16 protein-coding genes and 1 tRNA gene are annotated in these 22,955 nt (G+C 39.4%); 8 read left to right on the forward strand and 9 right to left on the reverse strand.

Annotated features, from left to right (window positions below; genetic code table 11):
• The first annotated feature begins 112 nt into the window (after positions 1–112).
• The 5 genes from dnaE (at position 113) to RBH95_RS03040 (ending at position 6,698) form a co-directional block, all read left to right on the forward strand.
• The gene (gene dnaE / locus RBH95_RS03020) at positions 113–4,501 is read left to right on the forward strand and encodes a DNA polymerase III subunit alpha (RefSeq protein ID WP_307901260.1); all 4,389 of its coding nucleotides are present in this window, start codon (positions 113–115) and stop codon (positions 4,499–4,501) included.
• A 154-nt stretch (positions 4,502–4,655) separates the two neighbouring features.
• Entirely contained in the window at positions 4,656–4,973 is a 318-nt protein-coding gene (gene trxA, locus RBH95_RS03025; RefSeq protein ID WP_053992786.1) for a thioredoxin, read from the forward strand.
• A gap of 79 nt (positions 4,974–5,052) precedes the next feature.
• The gene (locus RBH95_RS03030) at positions 5,053–5,595 is read left to right on the forward strand and encodes a ClpP family protease (protein WP_307901261.1); all 543 of its coding nucleotides are present in this window, start codon (positions 5,053–5,055) and stop codon (positions 5,593–5,595) included.
• Between the two features lie 18 nt (positions 5,596–5,613).
• Positions 5,614–6,543, forward strand: coding sequence for a DUF58 domain-containing protein (locus RBH95_RS03035; protein ID WP_307901262.1), 930 nt, complete (start codon positions 5,614–5,616; stop codon positions 6,541–6,543).
• An 81-nt stretch (positions 6,544–6,624) separates the two neighbouring features.
• Positions 6,625–6,698, forward strand: a tRNA-Asp gene (locus RBH95_RS03040).
• Positions 6,699–6,943: 245 nt separating this feature from the next.
• Here RBH95_RS03040 and RBH95_RS03045 read toward each other — a convergent pair.
• Positions 6,944–7,270 carry a hypothetical protein gene (locus tag RBH95_RS03045; protein ID WP_307901263.1) on the reverse strand — a complete coding sequence of 109 codons (327 nt, stop codon included), beginning with the start codon at positions 7,268–7,270 and terminating at the stop codon, positions 6,944–6,946.
• A 154-nt stretch (positions 7,271–7,424) separates the two neighbouring features.
• Positions 7,425–8,027 (reverse strand): hypothetical protein, encoded by a 603-nt coding sequence (locus RBH95_RS03050; RefSeq protein ID WP_307901264.1) that lies wholly within the window; start codon positions 8,025–8,027, stop codon positions 7,425–7,427.
• A 224-nt stretch (positions 8,028–8,251) separates the two neighbouring features.
• On the opposite strand from RBH95_RS03050, the gene RBH95_RS03055 reads away from it, so the two are divergent.
• Complete coding sequence (locus RBH95_RS03055) at positions 8,252–10,105, forward strand: helix-turn-helix domain-containing protein (protein WP_307901265.1); 1,854 nt, start codon at positions 8,252–8,254, stop codon at positions 10,103–10,105.
• 203 nt (positions 10,106–10,308) lie between these two features.
• Here RBH95_RS03055 and RBH95_RS03060 read toward each other — a convergent pair whose 3' ends face one another.
• The 4 genes from RBH95_RS03060 to RBH95_RS03075 all read right to left on the reverse strand — a co-directional run bounded on the left by RBH95_RS03060 (position 10,309) and on the right by RBH95_RS03075 (position 13,170).
• On the reverse strand, positions 10,309–11,241 hold the full coding sequence (locus RBH95_RS03060; protein WP_307901266.1) for a hypothetical protein: 933 nt from the start codon (positions 11,239–11,241) through the stop codon (positions 10,309–10,311).
• Between the two features lie 212 nt (positions 11,242–11,453).
• On the reverse strand, positions 11,454–11,885 hold the full coding sequence (locus RBH95_RS03065; RefSeq protein WP_307901267.1) for a hypothetical protein: 432 nt from the start codon (positions 11,883–11,885) through the stop codon (positions 11,454–11,456).
• A 248-nt stretch (positions 11,886–12,133) separates the two neighbouring features.
• The gene (locus tag RBH95_RS03070) at positions 12,134–12,442 is read right to left on the reverse strand and encodes a hypothetical protein (RefSeq protein ID WP_307901268.1); all 309 of its coding nucleotides are present in this window, start codon (positions 12,440–12,442) and stop codon (positions 12,134–12,136) included.
• 335 nt (positions 12,443–12,777) lie between these two features.
• Positions 12,778–13,170: a hypothetical protein gene (locus RBH95_RS03075; RefSeq protein ID WP_307901269.1), complete on the reverse strand. Its 393-nt coding sequence runs from the start codon at positions 13,168–13,170 to the stop codon at positions 12,778–12,780.
• 246 nt (positions 13,171–13,416) lie between these two features.
• Between RBH95_RS03075 and RBH95_RS03080 the strand changes: the two genes are divergently transcribed.
• Positions 13,417–14,742: a T9SS type A sorting domain-containing protein gene (locus RBH95_RS03080; protein WP_307901270.1), complete on the forward strand. Its 1,326-nt coding sequence runs from the start codon at positions 13,417–13,419 to the stop codon at positions 14,740–14,742.
• A 321-nt stretch (positions 14,743–15,063) separates the two neighbouring features.
• A complete protein-coding gene (locus tag RBH95_RS03085) occupies positions 15,064–19,101 on the forward strand; it encodes a pectinesterase family protein (RefSeq protein ID WP_307901271.1) in 4,038 nt (1,345 codons plus the stop codon).
• A gap of 137 nt (positions 19,102–19,238) precedes the next feature.
• Here the strand turns inward: RBH95_RS03085 and RBH95_RS03090 are convergent, their stop codons facing one another.
• The 3 genes from RBH95_RS03090 to RBH95_RS03100 all read right to left on the reverse strand — a co-directional run bounded on the left by RBH95_RS03090 (position 19,239) and on the right by RBH95_RS03100 (position 22,901).
• Positions 19,239–19,589, reverse strand: coding sequence for a DUF2200 domain-containing protein (locus RBH95_RS03090; protein ID WP_307901272.1), 351 nt, complete (start codon positions 19,587–19,589; stop codon positions 19,239–19,241).
• 136 nt (positions 19,590–19,725) lie between these two features.
• Positions 19,726–21,393: a formate--tetrahydrofolate ligase gene (locus RBH95_RS03095; protein ID WP_307901273.1), complete on the reverse strand. Its 1,668-nt coding sequence runs from the start codon at positions 21,391–21,393 to the stop codon at positions 19,726–19,728.
• A 182-nt stretch (positions 21,394–21,575) separates the two neighbouring features.
• Positions 21,576–22,901 (reverse strand): adenylate/guanylate cyclase domain-containing protein, encoded by a 1,326-nt coding sequence (locus tag RBH95_RS03100; RefSeq protein WP_307901274.1) that lies wholly within the window; start codon positions 22,899–22,901, stop codon positions 21,576–21,578.
• Positions 22,902–22,955: the final 54 nt, after the last annotated feature.

The raw sequence follows: 22,955 nt of genomic DNA on the forward strand, positions 1-22,955 counted from the left end.
TTAGATGCTTTTCAATAGTTGTTAACTTGTTTTGTAAGGTGTTGATTTATATATAAATGCCTTTTCTTAAAACTGCAACTATTGCCAATACGGGAATTACAACAGGAGATTTATGTACTTAATTTTTGATACCGAAACAACCGGTTTACCCAAGCGTTGGGACGCCCCTATTTCAGATACCGATAACTGGCCACGAGCAATTCAGATTGCTTGGCAGTTGCATGACGAATTGGGACGCTGTGTAGAACATCAGGATTTTTTGATACAACCGGAGGGGTTTAATATTCCTTATGATGCGGAGAAGGTCCATGGTATTTCTACAGAGTTGGCACAAGAGCAAGGGATTCCTTTAGGTGAGGTATTGGAAAAGTTCAATGCAGCTTTGTCCAAAACCAAATTTGTTGTTGGACAGAATGTTGGCTTCGATGTCAATATTATGGGGGCTGAGTTCTATCGTGAAAGTGTTGCCAATGCATTGCAGGAATTACCGGTATTGGATACCTGTACGGAACATACTGCAGAATTGTGTCAAATTCCAGGAGGACGTGGTGGCAAATTTAAGTTGCCTACCTTAACAGAGTTACACCAGTACCTGTTCAACCAGCCGTTTGCGGAAGCGCACAACGCCACTGCCGATGTGGAGGCTACGACGCGCTGTTTCTTCGAATTGGTGCGCCGTCAAGAATTTACAATTGAAGCCCTTGATGTTGAGCCTGGATATTTCAATAGGTTCAGTGAAGCCAATCCAGGCGAAATTCAATTAATAGGCTTAAAGCACATCAACCTAAAAAAGGCGAGTGATGCTATAAGAAAGCGCTTAGAAAAGCAACAGGCTCCAGATATTACCGAAGCTGAAATTCAGCAAAACATATCGGAACTTGAGGATGCTAGTTTTGCCCATTTGCATAACCATTCCCAGTTCTCGGTCTTGCAGTCTACTATTAGCATTCCAGATTTGGTGGCTGCTGCGGCAAAAAACAATATGCCTGGTGTGGCCTTGACGGACCATGCTAATATGATGGGAGCTTTTCACTTTGTGCGTGCGGTATTGAATCACAATAAAGGTGTTAAGGCTAAAAATGAAGAAGCGATTGCGGCAGGAGGTGAAGCCAAATTAAAGGAAATCAAACCTATTGTGGGTTGTGAATTCTTTGTGTGTGAGGATCGATTGGATAAAAGTCGAAAGGACAACGGGTATCAAATAGTCATGTTGGCCAAGAATAAAAGGGGATATCACAATTTGGCCAAATTGTCCTCTATTGCCTTTACAGAAGGGTTCTATTATGTCCCGCGTATAGATAAGGAAATCATCAAGCAATACAAGGAAGATGTAATTGTCTTGACCGGAAACCTTTATGGGGAAGTACCTAGTAAGGTGTTGAACGTTGGTGAAAATCAGGCAGAGGAAGCGCTGTTGTGGTGGAAGGACATGTTTCAGGATGATTTGTATGTAGAAATCATGCGCCACAATCAGGAAGATGAAAACCGCGTGAATCCGGTGTTGATGGATTTGGCAAAAAAGCATGATGTTAAGGTAATTGCCACAAACAATACTTATTATGTAGATCAAAAAGATGCCAATGCACACGATATTTTGTTGTGTGTTAAGGATGGGGAAAAGCAAAGCACACCAATTGGTAGAGGCCGTGGCTATCGCTACGGACTGCCAAATCAAGAATATTATTTCAAGTCGGCCGATGAAATGAAATCCTTGTTCAAGGACATTCCAGAAGCCATTTCCAATATTCAGGAAATTTTAGATAAGGTAGAGCCTTATGACCTAGCGAGGGATGTCCTCTTGCCGAAGTTTGATATTCCTGAGCGATTTCAGCATGAAGAGGATTTAGAGGACGGGGGAAAACGCGGAGAGAATGCCTACTTAAGGCATTTGACTTATGAAGGAGCCAAGGGGCGCTACGAAGAAATTACCCCTTCCATCGCTGAACGTTTGGACTTTGAGCTGGACGTTATTGAAAAAACGGGATACCCGGGTTACTTCTTGATTGTAGAAGACTTTATCCGGGAAGCTCGGAATATGGATGTATCGGTAGGGCCAGGTCGAGGTTCGGCAGCGGGATCTGCCGTTGCCTACTGTTTGGGAATTACCAATATCGATCCTATTAAGTACGATTTGCTTTTTGAGAGATTCTTGAATCCGGATCGTGTAAGTATGCCCGATATTGATATCGATTTTGATGACGAGGGGCGTAGCCGTGTTATGGATTATGTAATTGGTAAATATGGTAGCAGTCAGGTAGCTCAGATTATTACCTATGGTACGATGGCAGCTAAGTCATCCATTAGGGATACGGCAAGGGTGTTGGACTTACCTTTATTTGAAGCCGATAGGATTGCCAAGTTAATCCCGAACATGACCAAACTGAACAAGATTTTTGGTTTGGATGAAAAGGGATTGAAGGCGAAGTTCAAATCCGAAGAGATAGAATTAATACAAGAACTTTTCAATATTTCGGAAGGGGCAGGTTTAGAGTCGGATACTGTAAACATGGCCAAGATTTTGGAAGGTTCTGTTCGAAATACAGGAATCCATGCCTGTGGGGTCATCATTACCCCGGATGATATTACCAAGTTCGTGCCGGTGTCCTTAGCCAAGGATTCCGATTTGTATGTAACGCAGTTTGATAACTCGGTAGTAGAATCTGCAGGTCTGTTAAAAATGGATTTCTTGGGGTTGAAAACATTGACCCTGATTAAGGATACCGTAAAGATTGTAAAGGCGAAGCATGGCATTGAGCTGGATCCTGAGAATTTCCCTCTGGATGACCAAATGACCTATGAGCTGTTCCAACGCGGTGAAACAGTTGGGGTGTTCCAATACGAATCGCCTGGGATGCAAAAACACATGCAGTCCTTAAAGCCAACTGTGTTTGATGACCTTATTGCCATGAACGCATTGTACCGTCCGGGACCAATGGAATACATTCCAGACTTTATTGCGCGTAAGCATGGAGATCAGGAAATTGTTTACGATTTACCGGCCATGGAGGAGTACCTTCAGGAAACCTACGGAATTACGGTTTATCAAGAGCAGGTAATGTTGCTGTCGCAAAAATTGGCCAACTTCTCCAAGGGTGATGCTGATATGCTTCGTAAGGCGATGGGTAAAAAGATTTTTGCTTTGCTTGAAAAATTGAAGCCTCAGTTTTTGGACGGAGGGGAAGCCAATGGGCACCCGCGTAAGGTGTTGGAAAAGATTTGGAAGGACTGGGAAGCGTTTGCGAGTTACGCCTTCAATAAATCCCACTCTACCTGTTATGCTTGGATTGCCTATCAAACAGCATATTTAAAGGCACACTATCCTGCGGAATATATGGCAGCAGTACTGTCAAATAACATGAATGACATCAAGCAGGTAACCTTCTTCATGGAAGAGTGTAAGCGGATGAAGCTAAATGTTCTTGGGCCAGATGTTAATGAATCCTTTTATAAATTCTCTGTAAACGATCAAAATGCGGTACGTTTTGGTATGGGAGCTATTAAAGGAGTGGGACATGGTGCCGTGAAAACCATTGTTGATAATAGAAAGAAAGACGGTTTTTATAAGTCTATCTTCGATTTGGCCAAACGTATCGATTTAAGGGCGGCCAACAAAAAGGCTTTTGAGAACTTGGCCTTGGCTGGTGGGTTCGATTGTTTTTCGGGAACCCATCGTGCGCAATATTTCCATGACGAAGGTGATGGCATCACTTTCTTGGAAAAGGCCATAAAATATGGGAATAAACATCAGGAAAATGAGAATTCTGCACAGGTAAGTCTCTTTGGGGAGGCCAGTGATGTGCAGATTGATGAGCCTGTTGTGCCACCTTGTGAGGAATGGGGGACTATGGAAAAATTGGCAAGAGAGAAGGAAGTGGTGGGAATTTATATTTCTGGACATCCGTTGGATGACTTCAAAATAGAAATGAAAACCTTCTGTAATGCCACCTTGGCGGCGTTAACCCAAATAGACCAGTTTGTGAATCGGGAATTGACCGTTGGAGGTGTCGTGACCGATGTACAGCACCGAGTAAGTAAGCAGGGAAAAGGTTGGGCTATGTTCACCATGGACGATTATAACAATAGTGTTGAATTTAGGATATTTGGGGAGGAATACTTGAAATTCCGTCACTTTTTGGTACAGAACTCTTTTGTGTATGTAAAAGTATTTATTCGCGAAGGATGGATCATCAATAAGGACACGGGGCAGCGCGGGGAACCCAGAATGCAGTTTAACTATTTCCAGTTGTTGCACGATGTTATGGAAACCTATGCAAGAAAGTTGTCCATTCAGCTTAATATTGCCGATCTTGGTGATGACAAAATAGAGGTATTAAGAAATTTAATTGGGATGCACTCAGGAGAAAAGGCTTTAAATTTTACGGTTTATGATAATGAGGAGCAGATTAAACTGGAAATGATAAGCCGAAGACAGAAGGTGAGGATCTCGCAAGAACTGTTAAAGGCTCTGGAGCATCAAAACATTCTTTATAAGCTGAACTAGATAATTTTATGCATATGTCAAATTAGCATAATAAGCTGAAACAATGTGGATATAACCAAAACATATTGTCAGTATGTAAGCTTTGGCAAATTTTTTGACTAAGTTTGCATATCAAATGTAATAGAAGTAAAAACACAATTTTAAATTATAGATTATGGCATTAGAGATAACAGATGCAACGTTTGAAGAAACCGTTTTGAACAGTGACAAACCGGTTATGGTCGATTTTTGGGCGGCATGGTGTGGTCCTTGTAGAATGGTGGCACCAATTATTGACGAGATTAGCAAAGAATATGAAGGTAAAGCTATTATTGGTAAAGTAGATGTTGATGCCAACCAAGAATTTGCTGCAAAATATGGCGTGCGTAACATTCCTACGGTATTGGTTTTCCAAAACGGTGAAGTTGTAGGTCGTCAAGTTGGTGTAGCTCAAAAGAGCGCTTATACAGAAGCTATCGATTCTCTATTATAAAAATACTTTCCAAAAGAAATGTGAAAGGTTTGCTGTGTTCAGCAAACCTTTTTTTATTTTTAGGAAAAAATGATATACCATGAGTAAACAACCAAAAGTACAAGACCTTATAGATAGTAAATTGTTGGACCAACGCAAAGTGTTTCTTTGGGGGCAGGTAGATGATAAGTCGGCCAAACATGTTATTGACCGCCTGTTGTATTTAGATGCTTTAGAGGTCGAGGATATTCAATTATACATTAATAGTCCTGGAGGGTACGTAACCTCGGGTTTTGCAATATATGACTGCATTAAATCGCTTAAGAGCGATGTCTCAACCATATGTACAGGATTGGCGGCTTCCATGGGCTCTATTTTGCTTTCCGTGGGGAAAAAGGGCAAGCGCTTTATTCAACCTCATGCAAGAGTGATGATCCATCAACCTAGTGGGGGAGCGAGAGGACCTGCAAGCGATATTGAGATTACAGCTTTGGAAATTATTAAAACCAAAGAATTGAGTGCTCAAATTTTGGCCGATAACTGTGGTCAGGATTTTGATAAGGTCATGAAGGACTTTAACCGTGACCATTGGATGGGAGCAGAGGAATCGGTGGAATATGGCATTGTGGATGCTGTTATATAAACAAGTGTTTTTATTTGAATGGATTTACAACAGGAGCTAAATAAAACAGGAGGATTCAAAAATCTTGAATTGCTGGCAAAACAAGTGGTGGAGGGCTTTATTGCAGGAATGCATAAAAGCCCTTTTCACGGGTTTTCGGCTGAGTTTGCCGAACATAAAATCTATAATCGGGGTGAGAGTACCAAGCATATCGATTGGAAGCTCTTTGCCAAAACCGATAAACTCTTTACCAAGCGTTATGATGAAGAAACCAATTTGCGCTGCCATTTGATTATAGATAACAGTAGCTCGATGCATTACCCTGAGATGCGCCAGTTTTCAATAGACCATTTAAACAAGATTGCCTTTTCGGCTTTAGCGTCGGCTTCTTTGATGCATATTTTAAAGAAACAGCGTGATGCGGTAGGTTTGAGCATTTACAGTGATGCGTATGATTATTACGCCCCTGAAAAGGGCAGTGAACGCCATCATCAGATGTTATTGCACAGGTTAAGTGATATGGTCATGGTTAAACCCGAACAAAGGCAAACGGAAACTTATACCTATCTACACCAAATAGCCGAAAAGATTCATAGACGTTCCTTGATTTTCTTTTTCACCGATATGTTTCAGACTTCTACCAATGAGGCAAATTTGTTTGAAGCTTTAAGACATTTAAAGTACAATAAGCACGAAGTGGTGCTGTTTCATGTGTTCGATAAGAAGAAAGAACTTCAATTTGATTTCGATAATACCCCAAAAAGGTTCATTGATGTAGAGACTGGAGAGTACATTAACCTATATCCGGACACCATTAAGGATAATTATGAGGAGGCCGTTGGGACTTATTTTAATGAGCTCCGATTAAAATGTGGGCAATACGGAATAAAATATGTAGAAGCTGACATAAAAAAAGATTTCGATAAAGTATTGACAACGTATATGATAGAGCGAAATAAATTTTTGTAGTGAAATTTTTTTCATTTTTTCTTCAAAAAATGTTTGCGCAATTGAAAAAGGGTTGTATATTTGCAACCGCAATGAAGCAACGGTTTGGTAGTTCAGTTGGTTAGAATACCTGCCTGTCACGCAGGGGGTCGCGGGTTCGAGTCCCGTCCAGACCGCAAAATTGCCTTAAAAGCTCCGAGAAATTGGAGCTTTTTTTTGGCCTAAAGTTTAGTTGTGTTGTTCCCAGGGCAATCTGGGAGTTGTGAGCCTCCCCAACAGGAGACTTGCCAATGAGAAGCTTTCCTTTTTTCTTAATTGAAGATTGGGATGCTTTTTTGTTTTAGGGGTGTTTGTAGTGGTTCAATAACGCCAACTTATCAGGTTTTTTCTTCTAAAAGGTGTGCAGGTAGGTGTGCATAAATTACTTCGGGTGTGCATTAAAATACATGAAACTTCTATCTATTGTTCTAGGAGTATTTCTAAACTCTTTAAGGGCTTTAGTTGTTTTAGAGCTTCTTTGAGAAAAGTCTACCAAGAAGAAGTTGAATAGATAGCCGTCATTTTCATTCTTGGGGTTTTTATGGTAGTATTTTAGGTTGACATACTTAATTATTAGCTCTGTCATGAACTTAACGGAATAAGATTTTTTACTCAGAAATTCATTATCAAAATCAGCCAATTTTTTCTTTGGGACATAAGCCCTAAATCCTTCATAAAGGAAAATACATTCTTTCGCTACTTTACCCATAATCCAATTTAAAATAAATAATCAACCTTAAATTTAGATATAAATATGAAGACTAGTTTGAATTAGTTTCAATTCAATAAGTAAAAAAGCTCCAATTTCTTGAAGCTTTCATGCTTTTTTCTGGATTCGCACTAAGTATTTTTTTAGAGAATAATCATTTCACCAATATTAAAGTACCTTCTTGGTGGTGGTCTGTACCGGACCCATCATTTCTTACCATTCCATAATTAATAATTTCACCCGTTGCATTTTCAAATTTACCTGTTCCTCCAGTAACCGTTAAATGGTTTTCAAACTCAAAAACGTAGTTTTCGTCTTGAATTGGGATGAGTTGACTTCCGCTAGATGTAGTAAATAGAAGGTCGCCACTATTGGCTTCTAGAATGTTATCCGCCCCAGAAAATTCCCCAAATCCAGCATCAAAATCTGGTTGTCCTTCACTATCAAGTACGACATGAAAGCAAAACTCTAAATCAACCGTGAAATTTCCCAAATGCGTGGCATTACCATATCCTAATTGATGGTCCTGTCCCCAGAAGTCTGTAGGTGAATTAGATGAGCATAACTGAGAAAAAGCATCGTCTGCTTGACTTGTATGGTAGTTAGCTTTGTACGGGACCTCTACAGTCTTGGAAGAATTCTTTTGATAGTTTGTTTCTGTTAATTGGTTTTCCATCAATTGGTCTTGATCATTTTCGCATGTGGTTAACATGCAGGCTGTACAGCCCAAAACACATAATAATTTAAATAGTCTCATTTTTAGGTGGATTATTAGTTAAACATTCATTGAGTATTCAATTTAGTTTACAGTCCATAAAATTGTAGGGTAATTTGTGTCTAAGCCTGAAAGACATGTGTCAATTTGTACAAATCATGTGTCAAAACCCACGACCCTTAAAATGAGGTTGATGAACTCTAATTTTTTGATTGAATTGTTTTTAGTTGTAAATTGTTGTTTATCAATCACTTAAAGTATAAACCATGGATTCGGAGGTGTCTATGAATAAAGCTTTTCTTATAAAGCTTAATGAAATTTTGGAAGAGAATTATCATGACGAGCATTTTGGAGTCAGGGAATTATCTGCTTCTGCAGGTGTTAGTCGTTCAAAATTACATAGGAAGTTGAATGAGATCAAAGGGCAGTCGGCTAGTGAGTTTATCAAACAATTTAGGTTGAATAAGGCAAACCTACTCTTACTAAATAATGTTTCTTCTATCTCTGAAATAGCCTATGCAGTTGGATTTAACAGCCCTTCCTATTTTTCAAAGTGCTTTAAGGATCACTATAAATGTCTGCCAGGGGAAGTGAAAAATAAAAGGGAGAAATTTAAAGGAAAGAGATCTCTAAATGGCCTCAATCTACGAATCAAAACATTTGGAGGCAAAAAATCCAATATAATTTTGTTGGGCATTTTAATAGGTTTAGTTGTAGTTTTTCTTGCTTCAGTAGTTAATAAAAATGATTTTAAATCAAAAAAAGAAGTGGTCATAGGAGTACTTCCTTTTAAAAGCTTGAGTGGGGATCCGGAAAACCAATATTTTGCTGATGGTGTTATGGATATAATTCTTAGTAACCTCTCAGGAATAGATGGGTTTAGTTTGATTTCAAGGACTACTATGGAACAATACCGGGGAGCAAACAAAAGTATTCCTGAAATTTCTAAAGAATTGAATATTTCTTATGTGTTGGAAGCGAGTGTACAAAAATATGAAGGTAGGGTAAGGATTGTAGCCCAATTGATAGATGCAAAAAATGATGTTCATATTTGGTCTGACGACTATGAAAAGCCCTTTGAAGACATATTTGAACTACAAAGTGAAATAGCTAAAGAGGTGGCTAAGCAGCTTGAATTAACAATTTCACCCACCGAATTACAAAGGATTGATCATAAAACCACCGAAAATTTTGAGGCTTTTAATATGTACCTAAAGGGGAGATTTTTTTGGCACAGAAGAACAGAAGAAGATTTAAAAAAGAGTATTTATTATTTTGAAGAAGCCATTAAAATAGATCCAAATTATGCCTTGGCTTATGCAGGCTTGGCCGACTCATACAATATCATGGCTTCATGGGGATGGTTCAATAAGGCTGAAGGATATAGAAAAGGAAGAGAATTTGCTCTGAAAGCACTGTCAATAGATGATAAATTGGCCTCAGCCTATGCTATATTGGGTTATATATCCACATGGTATGATTGGAATTGGAGGCAAGCTGAAAAGGAATTAAAAACAGCTATAGAACTAGATCCCGATTATCCCATAGCATATTTATCTTACGCCATATTACTTGATATTTTAGGTAAGAAAAAGGAGGCTAGGGAGCAGATTGATTTAGCACTGAAATTTAATCCGAATTCTACTATCATTTACTATATGAGTAGTATGATATACTATAATAACAAGGAATTTGATAAATCACTTGAGCATCTCAAAAAGTCTGAGGAAATAAGAGGAGAGCCATGGCCACCTTATTATTTAAGGAATTATATGAGATTAGGAAAAGACAATTTGGCTTTTGAGCAAATAAAATTTATGCTAAATGGTAAGAATGTTAAAGAATTTGGATTAGATAGTATATTTCATGAAATTGGAATAAAGGGGGTTCTTGATTTCACCATGGATAGTTTGTTTTATGATGTGCGTGGGAATTATTACAATTTAGCCGCATTTTCTTGTTTATCTGATAACCCCCAAAGGGCTCTGGATTATTTAGAAATGAGTTATGAAACAAGAGAAATGCATATACCGAGAATGAAACATAGCATCGATTTTGAAACCATAAGAGAGTATCCTCGGTTTGTAAATTTGTTGGAAAAAATGAATTTGAAGGACTAAATGGCCTAAAGTTTAGTTGTGTTGTTCCCAGGGCAATCTGGGAGTTGTGAGCCTCCCCAACAGGAGACTTGCCAATGAGAAGCTTTCCTTTTTTCTTAATTGAAGATTGGGATGCTTTTTTGTTTTAGGGGTGTTTGTAGTTCTTCAATAAAGCCAACTTATCAAGTCTTTGTTTGAATAGAGTTTCATTTGTATATAGGGAATCAGTTTGGGATGACCTTTAAAATTTTGGAGATAGAATGACCTTCTATTTTTACAAACTGTAATTGATTTTTGGCAAGCTTTAGAGGAATTGTTTCTGAACCATATATGTTATGCTGGCTAGCATGAGTGTTTCTACCTGTTACATCATATACTTTGATGGAAACACTTTCATAAAAGCCATCTAAACTTAGCTGTCTATCGTGGTAATGGACAGAAAATCTGTTATTGTTTTTGTCTTCTGTTTCAAGGGTTAGATTGCATGAGCCGATGTGTCTAAAACTTGTGAATGTAACATCGTCAGAACCGCTAGTGCCTTCTATAATGCCATCGCCGAAGCCTTCATCAGAGGTGGCGCCCAAATGGCTTACATATAGACCAACATATTTGAATGAGTCTCCAGTATTTAATCCTAAATCCTCCCAATCAAAATATAAATCTAAAGAGGTGTCAATTGTAGCGTTCAAATCAGTAATATAATTTAGGTCTCCAGTTCCAATCGTACCTGAATTGGGGATTGACCATAAGCCGCCGGATTCACTATCTACAGCTATTGCATGGGTGGCTTCAAAGCCATTGGGGAATGTAATGGTGCTTCCCAAATTATTAATATTACTATTGGTAATTGCAATAGTATAACCATTAGTATCGTCATCTATAGTATTGTCGATTATTGATCGCCCAGGTGTGCCTGTATCAATATAAATTACCAACACATCATTAAAGTTGTCGCTCTCTCCATTTAATCCAAAGCTCCAAGAAATTAGATTGTTGTATGTTCCGTCAAGAAAATAAACACCTAAGCCAATTGCTCCGCCAAATCCTGAATTGCCATTACCCGGGCAAGGCGGTAGGGGAGGGATAGTGGTTTGGGCTATGCTGTACGCAAATGTTAAAGCAAGGAAACAAAACGATAATAAAGATCTGCTAATCATAATTGAAGAGTTGGTTGGTATGACTCTAATTTAAGGGATTTTAGAAATTAATAAAAATCGAAATGGTTTTAATTTTGGGAGTTTTTCAATTGCGTGATAGATGAAATTAGTGTTCCATTGTATGGGTAGGAAACAAAATAGCAGGAAGCCATTGGCTCCCTGCTATTTTGATATATACTTTCATTTTGTTTGCGTTTCGTAAACGGTTTTGTTTACAACTTGACGGTGAGGCCAATGCCGGGAGATAAGCCCGAAACATTACCTCCTGCTATTTCAGCATAGATACCCCATTTGTCGTTCCAGAACCAACGGCCTCCAATTTGCAGCCCAAAATCAATGTCGCTGTCGTCATGGCCACTTCCCATATAAACGGAATACCCTAGGTTAGCTCCTCCGTAAACGTCCCATGCCGGGGCGGTTAAACCAAATAGATTGTCGAAATAGTAATTTCCCTTTACCCCTAGGTTCAACCAGTCAAAATCTAAACTGGTTCCAGCTCCTGGAGCAATGGTGATATCCCGGTGAATAGGGATTTCATAATTGGCACCAACAAAACCAAAATTCAATTCGCTTCTAGCTTGTCCGAAAACACTCGCTACACTAAAAAAAAGAGCAGAGACTAATAATAAAGTTAATTTATTCATAATTTAAAGTTCTAAGTTAAACTCATTAATTACATGTTTAAATAAGGTTCGAGTTTATGTACCGTGAATGGTGTGATATAGGGCTTCTTAAATTGTAAACGGTTTGTAATCACTAAATTAAGTAAAATTTTATCGCTATCCTAAAGGATTTTCAACAATCATTAGGGAGATTCTTGCAAGCTTGGTTTGGTAAGGGGTATAGGGTAGTATAAAAGGTTGCGAGTGTTGATGCTGAAGTGGTTTGTGGGTTAATTTGATAGCAACCAATCCGTATCAAAACATTCATCGGGAATTTTTTTGATGTACCCGGACAAGTTTTGTCTTGTTGTAGTACGTATGCTCTCAACATATACACATTGGTTTCCGTTCGCAACATAAATATCCCTTAGTCGTTCCAATTCATTTCTGTAAATGAATGCAATTTGTAAGCAGGATTGCTCCTCATAGGTGCATTGGCAGTCCTCAAAATAGGAAATTTCATAAGTGCAACTCTCATCATCCTCATTTGAACAGCTAAAAATCAGAAGTATCCCTAATAAAAAGTAACGTAACTTCATGTTGAAACATGTATAAAATGTTGATATACATAAAGTTACTAAATTTTAAATAATTTATTTCTATGTGATTAGTATAGGTGTAAGACCAAAAATAGAATTTTGATACCCATGGAGGTAGGAAAGGAAGGTGTTTGAATGTATTTTACAAAAAGGGTTAAGAAGACGAAGCTGATAGGGAGGTTAAAGGATGCCGATTTTAGGAATCCGCCATAATTATATAATGTTACTAAATTTTAAAGCTAATTGCCAATATGGCGCAGCAATGCTTTAGGGTAATCCTTTTTATTTATAATATAATTAAAAATCCCTTGCTTGAAGGGGCAAGGGATGTAATGTTAAAGAACCCATTTGGCCAATTTGTATTTCCGTTTAAAAGGTTTGATTTCCTTATTGATTTTCTTTTTATACGATTTTAATAAATCGTCGTTTCCAAAAGCATTTTGAAGGACGCCATCACGTTCATTTTTTCTGTTCGTCAGCTTTTTAATTTTGGTGTCGTCATCGTCATCACCACTGGCAATTTGAATTATATCCTCCACATAACTTCTGTTTTCAGACTCTATTTTGTCTTTTAAATCAGAGGAAATTCCTAAATCATTTCCAGGATGCAGCGTCGAGAGTAAATCTGAAGAAAATGAAGTAGGAGGTTTCATGATGCCTTGGGCCTGCAAGCCGAAAGAAACTAGGGTGAATAAGATCACGCCAAGATAGGTTGCTTTAGTATTCATAATAATTGATTTTAATAGTTAATGTAAATGTAATCAATTAATAATCAGAAGTCAACAGTTGATTTTTGTTTTGTCTACCTAATAATAAAACATACTGGAAATTTTAATTTTAACACAGTTGGCAGGATAACACTATTGGAGAAGTCATTTTTATACGCTAATTTGGTAATCGATTACATTGCGACTAACAGTCTATTCTGGAAGTTCTAAAAATGTAGTAGTTTCCTAATTTAATCTGATATTCTTATGAAAAGACTTTTACTATGTGTAGCCCTGTTGACACTAATGTGGCAGGTAAAGGGGCAGGACTATTATATGGCTGCTCCCGAGGGGTTTGGAGCTGCTGCTACAGGTGGGGGTGATGCGACCTCTGTAACCGTTACCAATTATACCGACTTAAAAGCAAACATTAAGTTGGCAGGTCCTAAAGTAATTTTAGTCTCAGGGACGATTACTATTCCTGAAGGGCAGCGGATAAGTGAGGTGGTAACAGATAAAACGATTCTTGGTTTGCCAGGAGCAAAATTGGTAAATAACACGCAGACTCAATCGGGTTCAGGGATTTTGAATTTAAAGAATGGCTCCAACAATGTTATAATTAGAAACCTCATTTTTGAAGGTCCAGGTGCTTATGATGTGGATGGGCGTGATAATTTAACAGCCGACGGCTGTACCAATTTATGGGTGGACCATTGTGAGTTTCAGGATGGGGTAGATGGCAATTTCGATATCAAAGGAAATTCAGATGATATTACTGTATCCTGGTGTAAGTTTACGTATTTAAAACCTGCTGTTCCGGGAGGGCCAGGAGGCTCTAATGATCATAGATTTTCTAATTTGGTGGGGTCTAGTAGTACCAATGCTCCTGTTGACGGACATTATAGTGTGACATTTCAGAACTGTTATTGGGCAGATGGTGTAAAAGCTAGGATGCCACGAGCTAGAAATGCCGAGTTACATATTCTAAACTGTTATGTCAATACAGATGTGTCTAGTTCTACGGCTTTGGGATTGGGAGGAGGTATCAATGACCTTACCTGTTATGTGGAGAATACAGATTTTGCCAATGTGGGTAATGTGTACCAAAATGCTAGCTCCGATGGGGGAACAGTGTCTTTGGTATTCGATAATTGCTTAAATGGCGAATCGAATGTAGGAACAGTTACGGCACCTTCTTATAGCTATACAGTGATTGCGGTAGAGGATGTTGCTGAGGTGCTTGGGAATGAAAGCTGTGGGGCAGGTGCAACGCTTGAGATTACGGATACTGGAGACATTTCGTCCTCTTGTGATGGTCTGGGACTTGAAGACTTAAACGCAATTGGAGTAAACGTGTATCCTACCATTGTAGACGATATGTGCTATATCGAATTACCTTCACAACTTAATGGAAGTGTCTCTATCGATATGTTTACACTAATGGGACAAAAGGTATATTCTTATCAAAATAATCCTCAGTTGGAGGCGACAAATAGATACGCTTTAGATTTAAGCCGACTCGCTAAAGGAATGTATGTTTGCACGCTACAAATTAATGGGCAAACAGAAAGCTTCCGATTGATGAAGCGTTAGAAAATAGTTTGAAAATCTTTGAAAACCCTAGGAGATATTCCTGGGGTTTTTTATTTGAGATTAATAAAATGATTTTTTTGCAATAGCATAAATGTGAAATTCACACTTTTTTAAGTAATATTTTTTGATAATAACAATTTTGTAATATATTTACGTAATCGATTACATTAATTTTAGATGGTAATTCCCATTCTTAAAAGCGTAATCGATTCCCCGTATTGATTTATCTAAACCTACCATTGATGGTGAAGAATGTCCTGAGTTAATGTGCAGCATTGACTTAGCGTTTTTTGATAATTAACTAGAACAAATTGTTACTACATGAAAAAACATTACCTTTTTTTGCAACTGTTCCTTTTATGTGTCGTTGCTGCCGTTCAGGGGCAAACCACGACAAGCTACAATTTAGGGGACCAATCCACTTTTACCAATTCGGGTAATCAGTGGGATCCTGTGACTTCTACTACAAGTCCAGATGGAAACATAAGAACCCAGGCTGCTACAAGTTTGTGGCATAGTGCTGGATATGGCATTGCCTTTCAAAACGGGAATTCATTGGAAATAGACGTAACGGGTACTTGTACCATCCGTTTTTACGGATCGGTTTATAGTGCAGGAACCTTAGATGGCGGTACTTCCTTAGGAGGGAATGATTTAGGGACTTTGGATGTGGATATGGATGCCTATCCAGAAATGGCAGATCAAACGGGCTATTATGAATATAGTTATACGGGAGGGGCGGGAACCTTATATTTTACATTTAGTGGTTCCAATGCTTACACTCCGGCTATAGAGGTTACTTACCCTTATTTCATTTATAATTTGGGAGACCAATCCACTTTTACCAATACTGGAGTACAATGGGATCCCGTAACGTCTACCACAAGTCCTGATGGAAAGGTAAGAACCCAAGCGGCAACATCTCAGTGGCATAGCACCGGTTATGGGGTGGCCTTTAAGGAGGGAAACTCTTTGGAAATTGATGTAGAGGGAACCAATACTACGGTTCGCTTTTACGGATCGGTGTATAGCTCGGGTACCATGAGTGGAGGAACCACCTTGGGAGGTAACGATTTGGGGGTTATGGACGTTGATATGGATGCCTACCCTGAAATGGAGGACCAAACAGGCTACTACGAGTTTACATATGTTGGAGGGGCAACTACCTTATATTTTACATTTAATGGCTCCAATGCTTATACGCCTGCCATTCAGGTGACCAATCTTCCTGCGTCTATCATTATGACAGATGTTTGGGATTTTGGCGCAGAGCAATTTGATGAGGTTTTGTATAATAATCATTTGAATGAGGAGGTAATCAATGCTTGGTATGATGGTGTAACTCCAGGAACAAGCGGGGTAAACCTACCGTCATTTTCAGCTGGCGATTTGGGCTATGTTACCAATGGTACCAGCGATCGCTTGAGAACTACCAATACCAATATTACCCGTTGGGATGAAAATATTGCCAGTTCCACTAATTTTACCGGAAGAGTATACGTTAATTCTGGAGCTAATACGAATCGTTACTTGACGCTTAATTTACAGGAAGATGATGAAGTAACCATTCATGCCAGAACAGATTCGGGCGGAAATATCAATTTTGAATACGCCTCCGATCCGGCTGCCCAAAAAGATGAAGTGGAAATGCCTGCCGCGGAGGTAGAATTGCAATTCGTAGCCAAATATGCGGGAGAATACCATGTGTATGACAATATTGGAAAGCCAAGTTATTTTAGGGTTTTAAGAAAAGCCGCCAATTACATCACCATTACAGGAACGGTAGATGCTACTGAAGCACCTGGAATTCCTGAAGGATATACTGTACAGTATACTAACGAAGCTGGTAAAATGTATGAAGCTTTGGTGACCGATGGAACTTACAGCATCGAGGTGCCTGCACCTTATACTTATGCCTTAAGTCTAGGGGGCGCCAATGGGTATGTTATTACCAACGGAGACACTGTTGAGGTAACAGAGGAAAGCACTACGCATGACATTACGGTGTTACAAGTAGATTTATACAATTTAAGTGGTACTATCACTGGATTATCAGATCTTTCTAACCTTGAATTGCATTTCACTCCAGATCCTTTGGTGGAAACTATTTACCAACCAATAGTTACGGTAGATGCTGAAGCAATGACCTATACGGTAAATCTTGAAGCCGATTTAGAATATACCATTTCTGCAGAAGGGGTTAACGACTATGAGATTTTGGATAACACCATAACTATAGAAACTGCAGCTGCTACTTCCGATGTCAATTTCACTTTAAAGCCAGTATATAACGTAACCATTACTGCTCCAGATTTGGATGCTGAGCAAATGAGTGCTTTGAGTTTAACCTTTACCAATAATAATGAAGAAGGCTATACCTATACTTTTGCCGATGTTACTACTGTAGCTTTACGTGATGGGGTTTATAGTATTACGTACGATGGATTGGACGCCTATCCAATTGAATTAGCCTTAACTTCCAATGTAACTATTGATGGAGCCGATACTACTAAGGAACTTTCTTTTGACCCTGTAAGCGAATGGCTATTCGATGATAAAGTCATTTCCAATGCTGTAGCATATAAAGGACTGATGTTTTCAGGAAGTGTGAACGTTAGAGGTGATCACAGTCCACCAGACTTGGTAGCCTCTACTGGAGCGACTATTGCAGTGCCAATTGCGGTTGGTCAAAAAATGATTGTAACCGATTACTACCAATCTAATTATACCATTGAAGATGGCGATGTAGTAGCCAATACCTCTGGAAGTACAAGCTCCAGTGTGGTTTCAGAATATGTATATGAGGGCATGGTCGATGGTACGGTGACTATTTCGGTAGGTGGAACTTCTTATTTCCGCTCTATTAAAGTGGTGGATATTGTAGCTTATACTGCTGTAATTACGGTGGGTATTGACAAGGATTACCAAACCATTAACGGAGCTTTGGATGCTGTTGAAAATATGGAACGTCCAAACAACGAATTGGTAACTATTGTAATCGACCCAGGAAATTATGAAGAGATGTTGGTGGTTTCAAGTCCTAATGTTACTTTAAAGAATGCCTCATCTACTCCAAGTATTGCAATTTTGAACGAAGGTGTGGATATAGATACCGATGCGGTTCGTATTACGTCTTATTATGGACAGAAGTACAACTTCTTTAGTCAGGGAACAGACAATAAATGGAGTGCAGAAGCTTTGGCGGTAAATACTGAAAATGGTTATACCAATTATGTCAATCAAGAAGGCACTGGAGGTGGAAGTTCCTATTGGAATGCTACTGTAGTGATTACTGCGGAGGATGTGACTTTTGAAAACATCATTCTGGAAAACTCTTTTAACCAATATATTTCTCAAAAGGAATCGGAAGATACGGTATTGGCCAAAGCGCCAAGTGAACCAACTCGTCCAACCGATTATGGAAACACAAGTGTTCAGGATCGTTCGGCTGGTTTTGTAACCCAGGCTGCTGCTATCGGTATTGCCAATAGTGCCGATAGAATAATTTTGAACAATTGCCGCGTTATTGGTCGCCAGGATTCTTTCTATGGAGCATCCGGAGCGCGTGTCGCCATTTACAAGGGTGCTATGATGGGAGCTGTAGATTATCTGTTTGGAGGAATGACCGCTGTGTTTTACCAAACCGATTTAGTATTAAATACCAGTGATTCCAGTAACGATGCAGCTTATATCACGGCAGCACAACAAACTAGTGGAAGAGGGTTTTTAATGTATGAATGCCATGTAGTATCGCCAGTACCAGGGGTGGAGACGGCTTCTGCTTATGGTTCTAAACCGGGGTATTTTGGACGTCCTTGGGCACCGAATACCAGTGAAGTGGTGTTCTACAATACGACTATTGACGAGTCAACATATCCAGGATCAGAAGGCTTGTCCCTGATTGCACCAGCAGGCTGGACCAGTAGTTTGGGAGGAGAGTCGTCCATGATGTATGAATATGGTACTATTGAAAATGCTGAAGGAGTAGATAATTCCGAGAACCGTGCGTCTTGGTCTACTGTGTTGACCACTGCAGAATTGACTGATGGTACCGCCATCAATACTCTTAATTTTACCCAAGGAGATGATGGTTGGGACCCTTTTCCGGAATTAGACGGTGAATTGGGGATTGGTGATAGTAGTATGGAAACTTCGGTTACAGTAAGTGCTTACCGTCAGCAGTTATTTATTTCCAATGTGTCTTCTGCAACTCAGGTAAAAGTGTATGCTTTAACAGGTGCCTTGGTACATGAGTTTGAAACGAATCAAGACACAGCAATAGATATTGCCAATGGTCTTTGGATTGTAACAGTAAAAGCTCAGGATGGTTCTAAAACCGTAAAGCTTATAGCGCATTAAAAGTTAGTTGTTTTAATAAAGATAAGCAGGATCAAGTAGTATGGTTAATAATCCTGTTTAGACTGTGATTTGTTTTTAAAAAAGCTCCAAGATGTCTTGGAGCTTTTTTTACTTTATATAAAGCAGAAGAATCTTAATTAAGTTCTCAAAATCTTTTCCATGGCTCTTCCTTTGGCCAATTCGTCAATAAGTTTGTCCAAATACCTAATTTGTTGCATCAAATCTTCTTCAATTTCTTCCACACGGTAACCACAAATAACACCTGTAATTTTTGACGCATTGGGGTTGATTTCAGGAGCTTCTGCAAAAAAGGTCTCAAAATCGGCTTGGGTGTCTATTTGTTGTTGCAGTTCCGTCTCATCATAACCCGTAAGCCAACAAATAATGGTATCCACTTCTTCTTTAGTACGACCTTTTTTTTCTGCTTTGGCAATATAATGAGGATAGACACTAGCAAAAGCCATTTTATATATTCTTGTATTTTTCATGATTTTTCAGTTATGGTAACCGTGTTTATTTTGGTACTAACAAGATACGCAATAAATGGTTCAGTTGATTCTTGACGTTTTTATATAGAAAAGCCCAAATGATGGATTTGGGCTTTTTAATTATAAAGAAAGGGACTTAAAAAAGGCCTTCAATAGTACCGTCAGCATCAATGGTAATATGTTCCGCTGAAGGAGTGGCAGGGAGTCCAGGCATTCTTAAAATAGCACCTGCAATAGGAATGATAAATCCTGCTCCTGAAGCAACTTCAAATTCTCTAATATTGATATCGAAGTTTTCCGGGCGGCCCAGTTTCTTTTCGTCATCACTCAAACTTTTTTGAGTTTTAGCCATACACACCGGAAGGTCTCCAAAACCTAGTGCTTCAAAGCGTTTCATCTGATTCAAGGCTTTATTGGAAAGAATGACATGTTTGGCTCCGTAAATGGTACGGGTGATTTTTTCCATTTTGGTTCTTATGGAATCTGATAACTCGTAGGTGTGCTTAATTTTTTCGGTGCAGTTTTCGGTTGCTTCAACCACTAGTTTGGCTAAATCCGTACAGCCGTCACCTCCTTTGGCCCATCCATAGCTTAAGGCTACCGGGACACCCATTTTTTCACAGTGTTCAAAAAGCAATTGTTTTTCAGCTTCGGTATCACTATCAAAAGCATTTATAGAAATTACCACAGGTACCCCAAAGCTTTTCAAACTATCCACGTGGCGTTCCAAATTAGGTAGTCCTTTGGCAAGAGCTTTTGTGTCTTCTTGTGTCAATTCCGATAAGGGTTTTCCTCCGTGATATTTTAGGGCTCTAATAGTTGCAACCAAGACAACGGCTTTAGGCGAAAGACCTGCGTTTCGACATTTAATGTTTATAAATTTCTCAGCCCCAAGATCGGCACCAAAACCAGCTTCGGTTACTACATAATCGGCAAGGCTCATTCCCATTTTTGTGGCAAGTATCGAGTTGGTCCCTTGAGCTATGTTAGCAAATGGGCCACCGTGTATAATGGCAGGGGTTCCTTCTAAAGTCTGAACCAAATTTGGTTTAATGGCGTCTTTCATTAAAACGGCCATGGCGCCGTGGGCGTTGAGGTCTCTAGCAAACACAGGCTTTCCTTCCCAGGTGTCCCCTATGTAAATATTCCCCATACGTTCCGTAAGGTCCTCCAAGCTAGTACTCATACAAAGGATGGCCATAATTTCGGAGGCAGCAGTGATATTGAAGCCTGTTTCGCGAGGAACACCTCCTGCTTTGCCGCCTAAAGCCCCAACGATATTACGAAGTGCACGGTCATTCATATCCATACAGCGTTTCCAAAGTACTGTTCTTGGGTCAATGCCTAAACTTCTGGTTTTACTTTGGATGTTGTTGTCTATTAAGGCAGCCAAGAGATTATTGGCTTTTTCTATGGCGTGGAAGTCACCTGTAAAGTGAAGGTTGATGTCTACCATGGGTATTACCTGACTCCAGCCCCCTCCGGCTGCCCCTCCTTTAATTCCAAAAACAGGTCCTAAACTGGGTTCACGTAATACTGTTACTGTCTTTTTACCAATTTTACTTAGTCCATCCGCCAAGCCAATCGACGTGGTAGTTTTACCTTCTCCGGCGGGGGTTGGAGTAATTGCGGTAACTAAAACCAAATTGCTTTGGTCTACCTTGTTTTGGTCAATAAGGTCCAAAGGAAGTTTAGCCTTATCTGATCCATAATAATCCAGTTGTGATTCGTTGATGTCCAGGGTAGCTGCAATGTCGCGAATATGCTTTGGGGCGACGCTTTGCGATATTTGAAGATCCGTCATTTGTATAGGTCTTTTAAAGTATTATTTAATTATGAAGTTGTGGTATAAAGATACTTAAAAGCCTAGATAAATTAGAGTATAAAGCAGGGTTTGTAAGAAGAAATACTGGGAGTTTTTATATATTATAAAAGCAATGTAAATAGTTTTGTATATCAACCATGTCCAATTTTTTGGGATGCTACTTAAGCATATTTCTTCATTTCTGTAGTTATAATAGTCAGCGCCTGTTCCCAAGCTTTTAGCAATTGTCCACTGCTGTAATCGCCTAGTTCCTCTTCAATGGTTTCCAAAAGCGAGGATAGCACCACGGGGTAATGGGTTTTATTTACACCATAACGAGCATGACTTTCACCTAACATTTTTAGGCCTAAGGTAAGGTGTTCTGGGCGGCTCATAGAATACACGATTCCTCCTAGCATATGCGTGAGCAACCGTCCTTGGGAGGCCATATTGTTTTTAAAAAGGGCTCGGGCTTCAGGAGCTTTTTCAAATACTCGGTTGTAAAATTTACTGGCAAAGGCCTCCTCGTTGCGAAGGATATAATCAAGGGAACGCTGCAGCTCAAGCTGAATATCCATCTCTTTGAACCCTTTTAATTCGTAAAGTTTGGTTTGATGTTCATGACCATCCATTTGTGGACTGAAAGTCTGTCCTGTTTCCAAAGTCCCTTCGGGTAATCCCTTATAAATAGATTCAGAGATTAGGATATTGGTCTGTGCTGTTTTGTTGAAAGATTGAATACGACTAGCGGTATTAACTGGATCACCAACCACAGCAAATTGCTTGTGTTTGGGGTGGCCCAAGTGACCTATATAAGCCTTACCAAAATTAATGCCTATGCCCAGTTTAATAGTGACATTAAAATCGACTAATTCTATGCGGTTTAATCGCTCTATGGCATATTGCATACCTAGGGCAGCTCTAACCGCATCTTGACAATTTTTGTTTCGAAGTCCTCCGGAAACTCCAAAAAGCCCAATGATTTCGTCACCGGCATATTGGTAAATAACACCATTGTTGATTAGGATAGGATCTCCCAAAACGGTATAAAACCGATTAAGAATATGGGCAATATCAAAGCTACTGTTTTCCGAAGCCATTTTAGTAAAACCTCTAATGTCGCAGAACAAAATAGCAATGGCACGTTCTTCTGCAGACCCCTCGGGTACGGTTTCCAATTGTAATTTATTGACTTCGGCACTGGTCCAAACCAAGCGTTGGATGCTAACATCGCCTTTGGGGTAACATTGACAGGCCAATCTAATGGAGGGATCCCATTTCCGTATGCTGGCCACTTCCTGTTCTTTGAGAGTTCTGGGACTCAGGTTATGCAGGCCGTCCAAAACCCTAATGCGGCAGGTGGTGCACAGACCATTGCCGCCACATTCGTGCATATGCGGAATTTGGTTGTTGATAGAGCATTCTAAAAGAGTCGCATCCAGATCTGGATGTTCAATCTGTTGGTTGATGCCTGTGTAGGTAACCACAGGAGTTTTTACATTGGCCATGGTCGAAAGCTTAGTGTCTTATAAAGATACTAAAATATAAGATGCTGAGGTACA

It is taken from the genome of Mangrovimonas sp. YM274, assembly GCF_030908385.1.
Classification (GTDB): domain Bacteria; phylum Bacteroidota; class Bacteroidia; order Flavobacteriales; family Flavobacteriaceae; genus Mangrovimonas_A.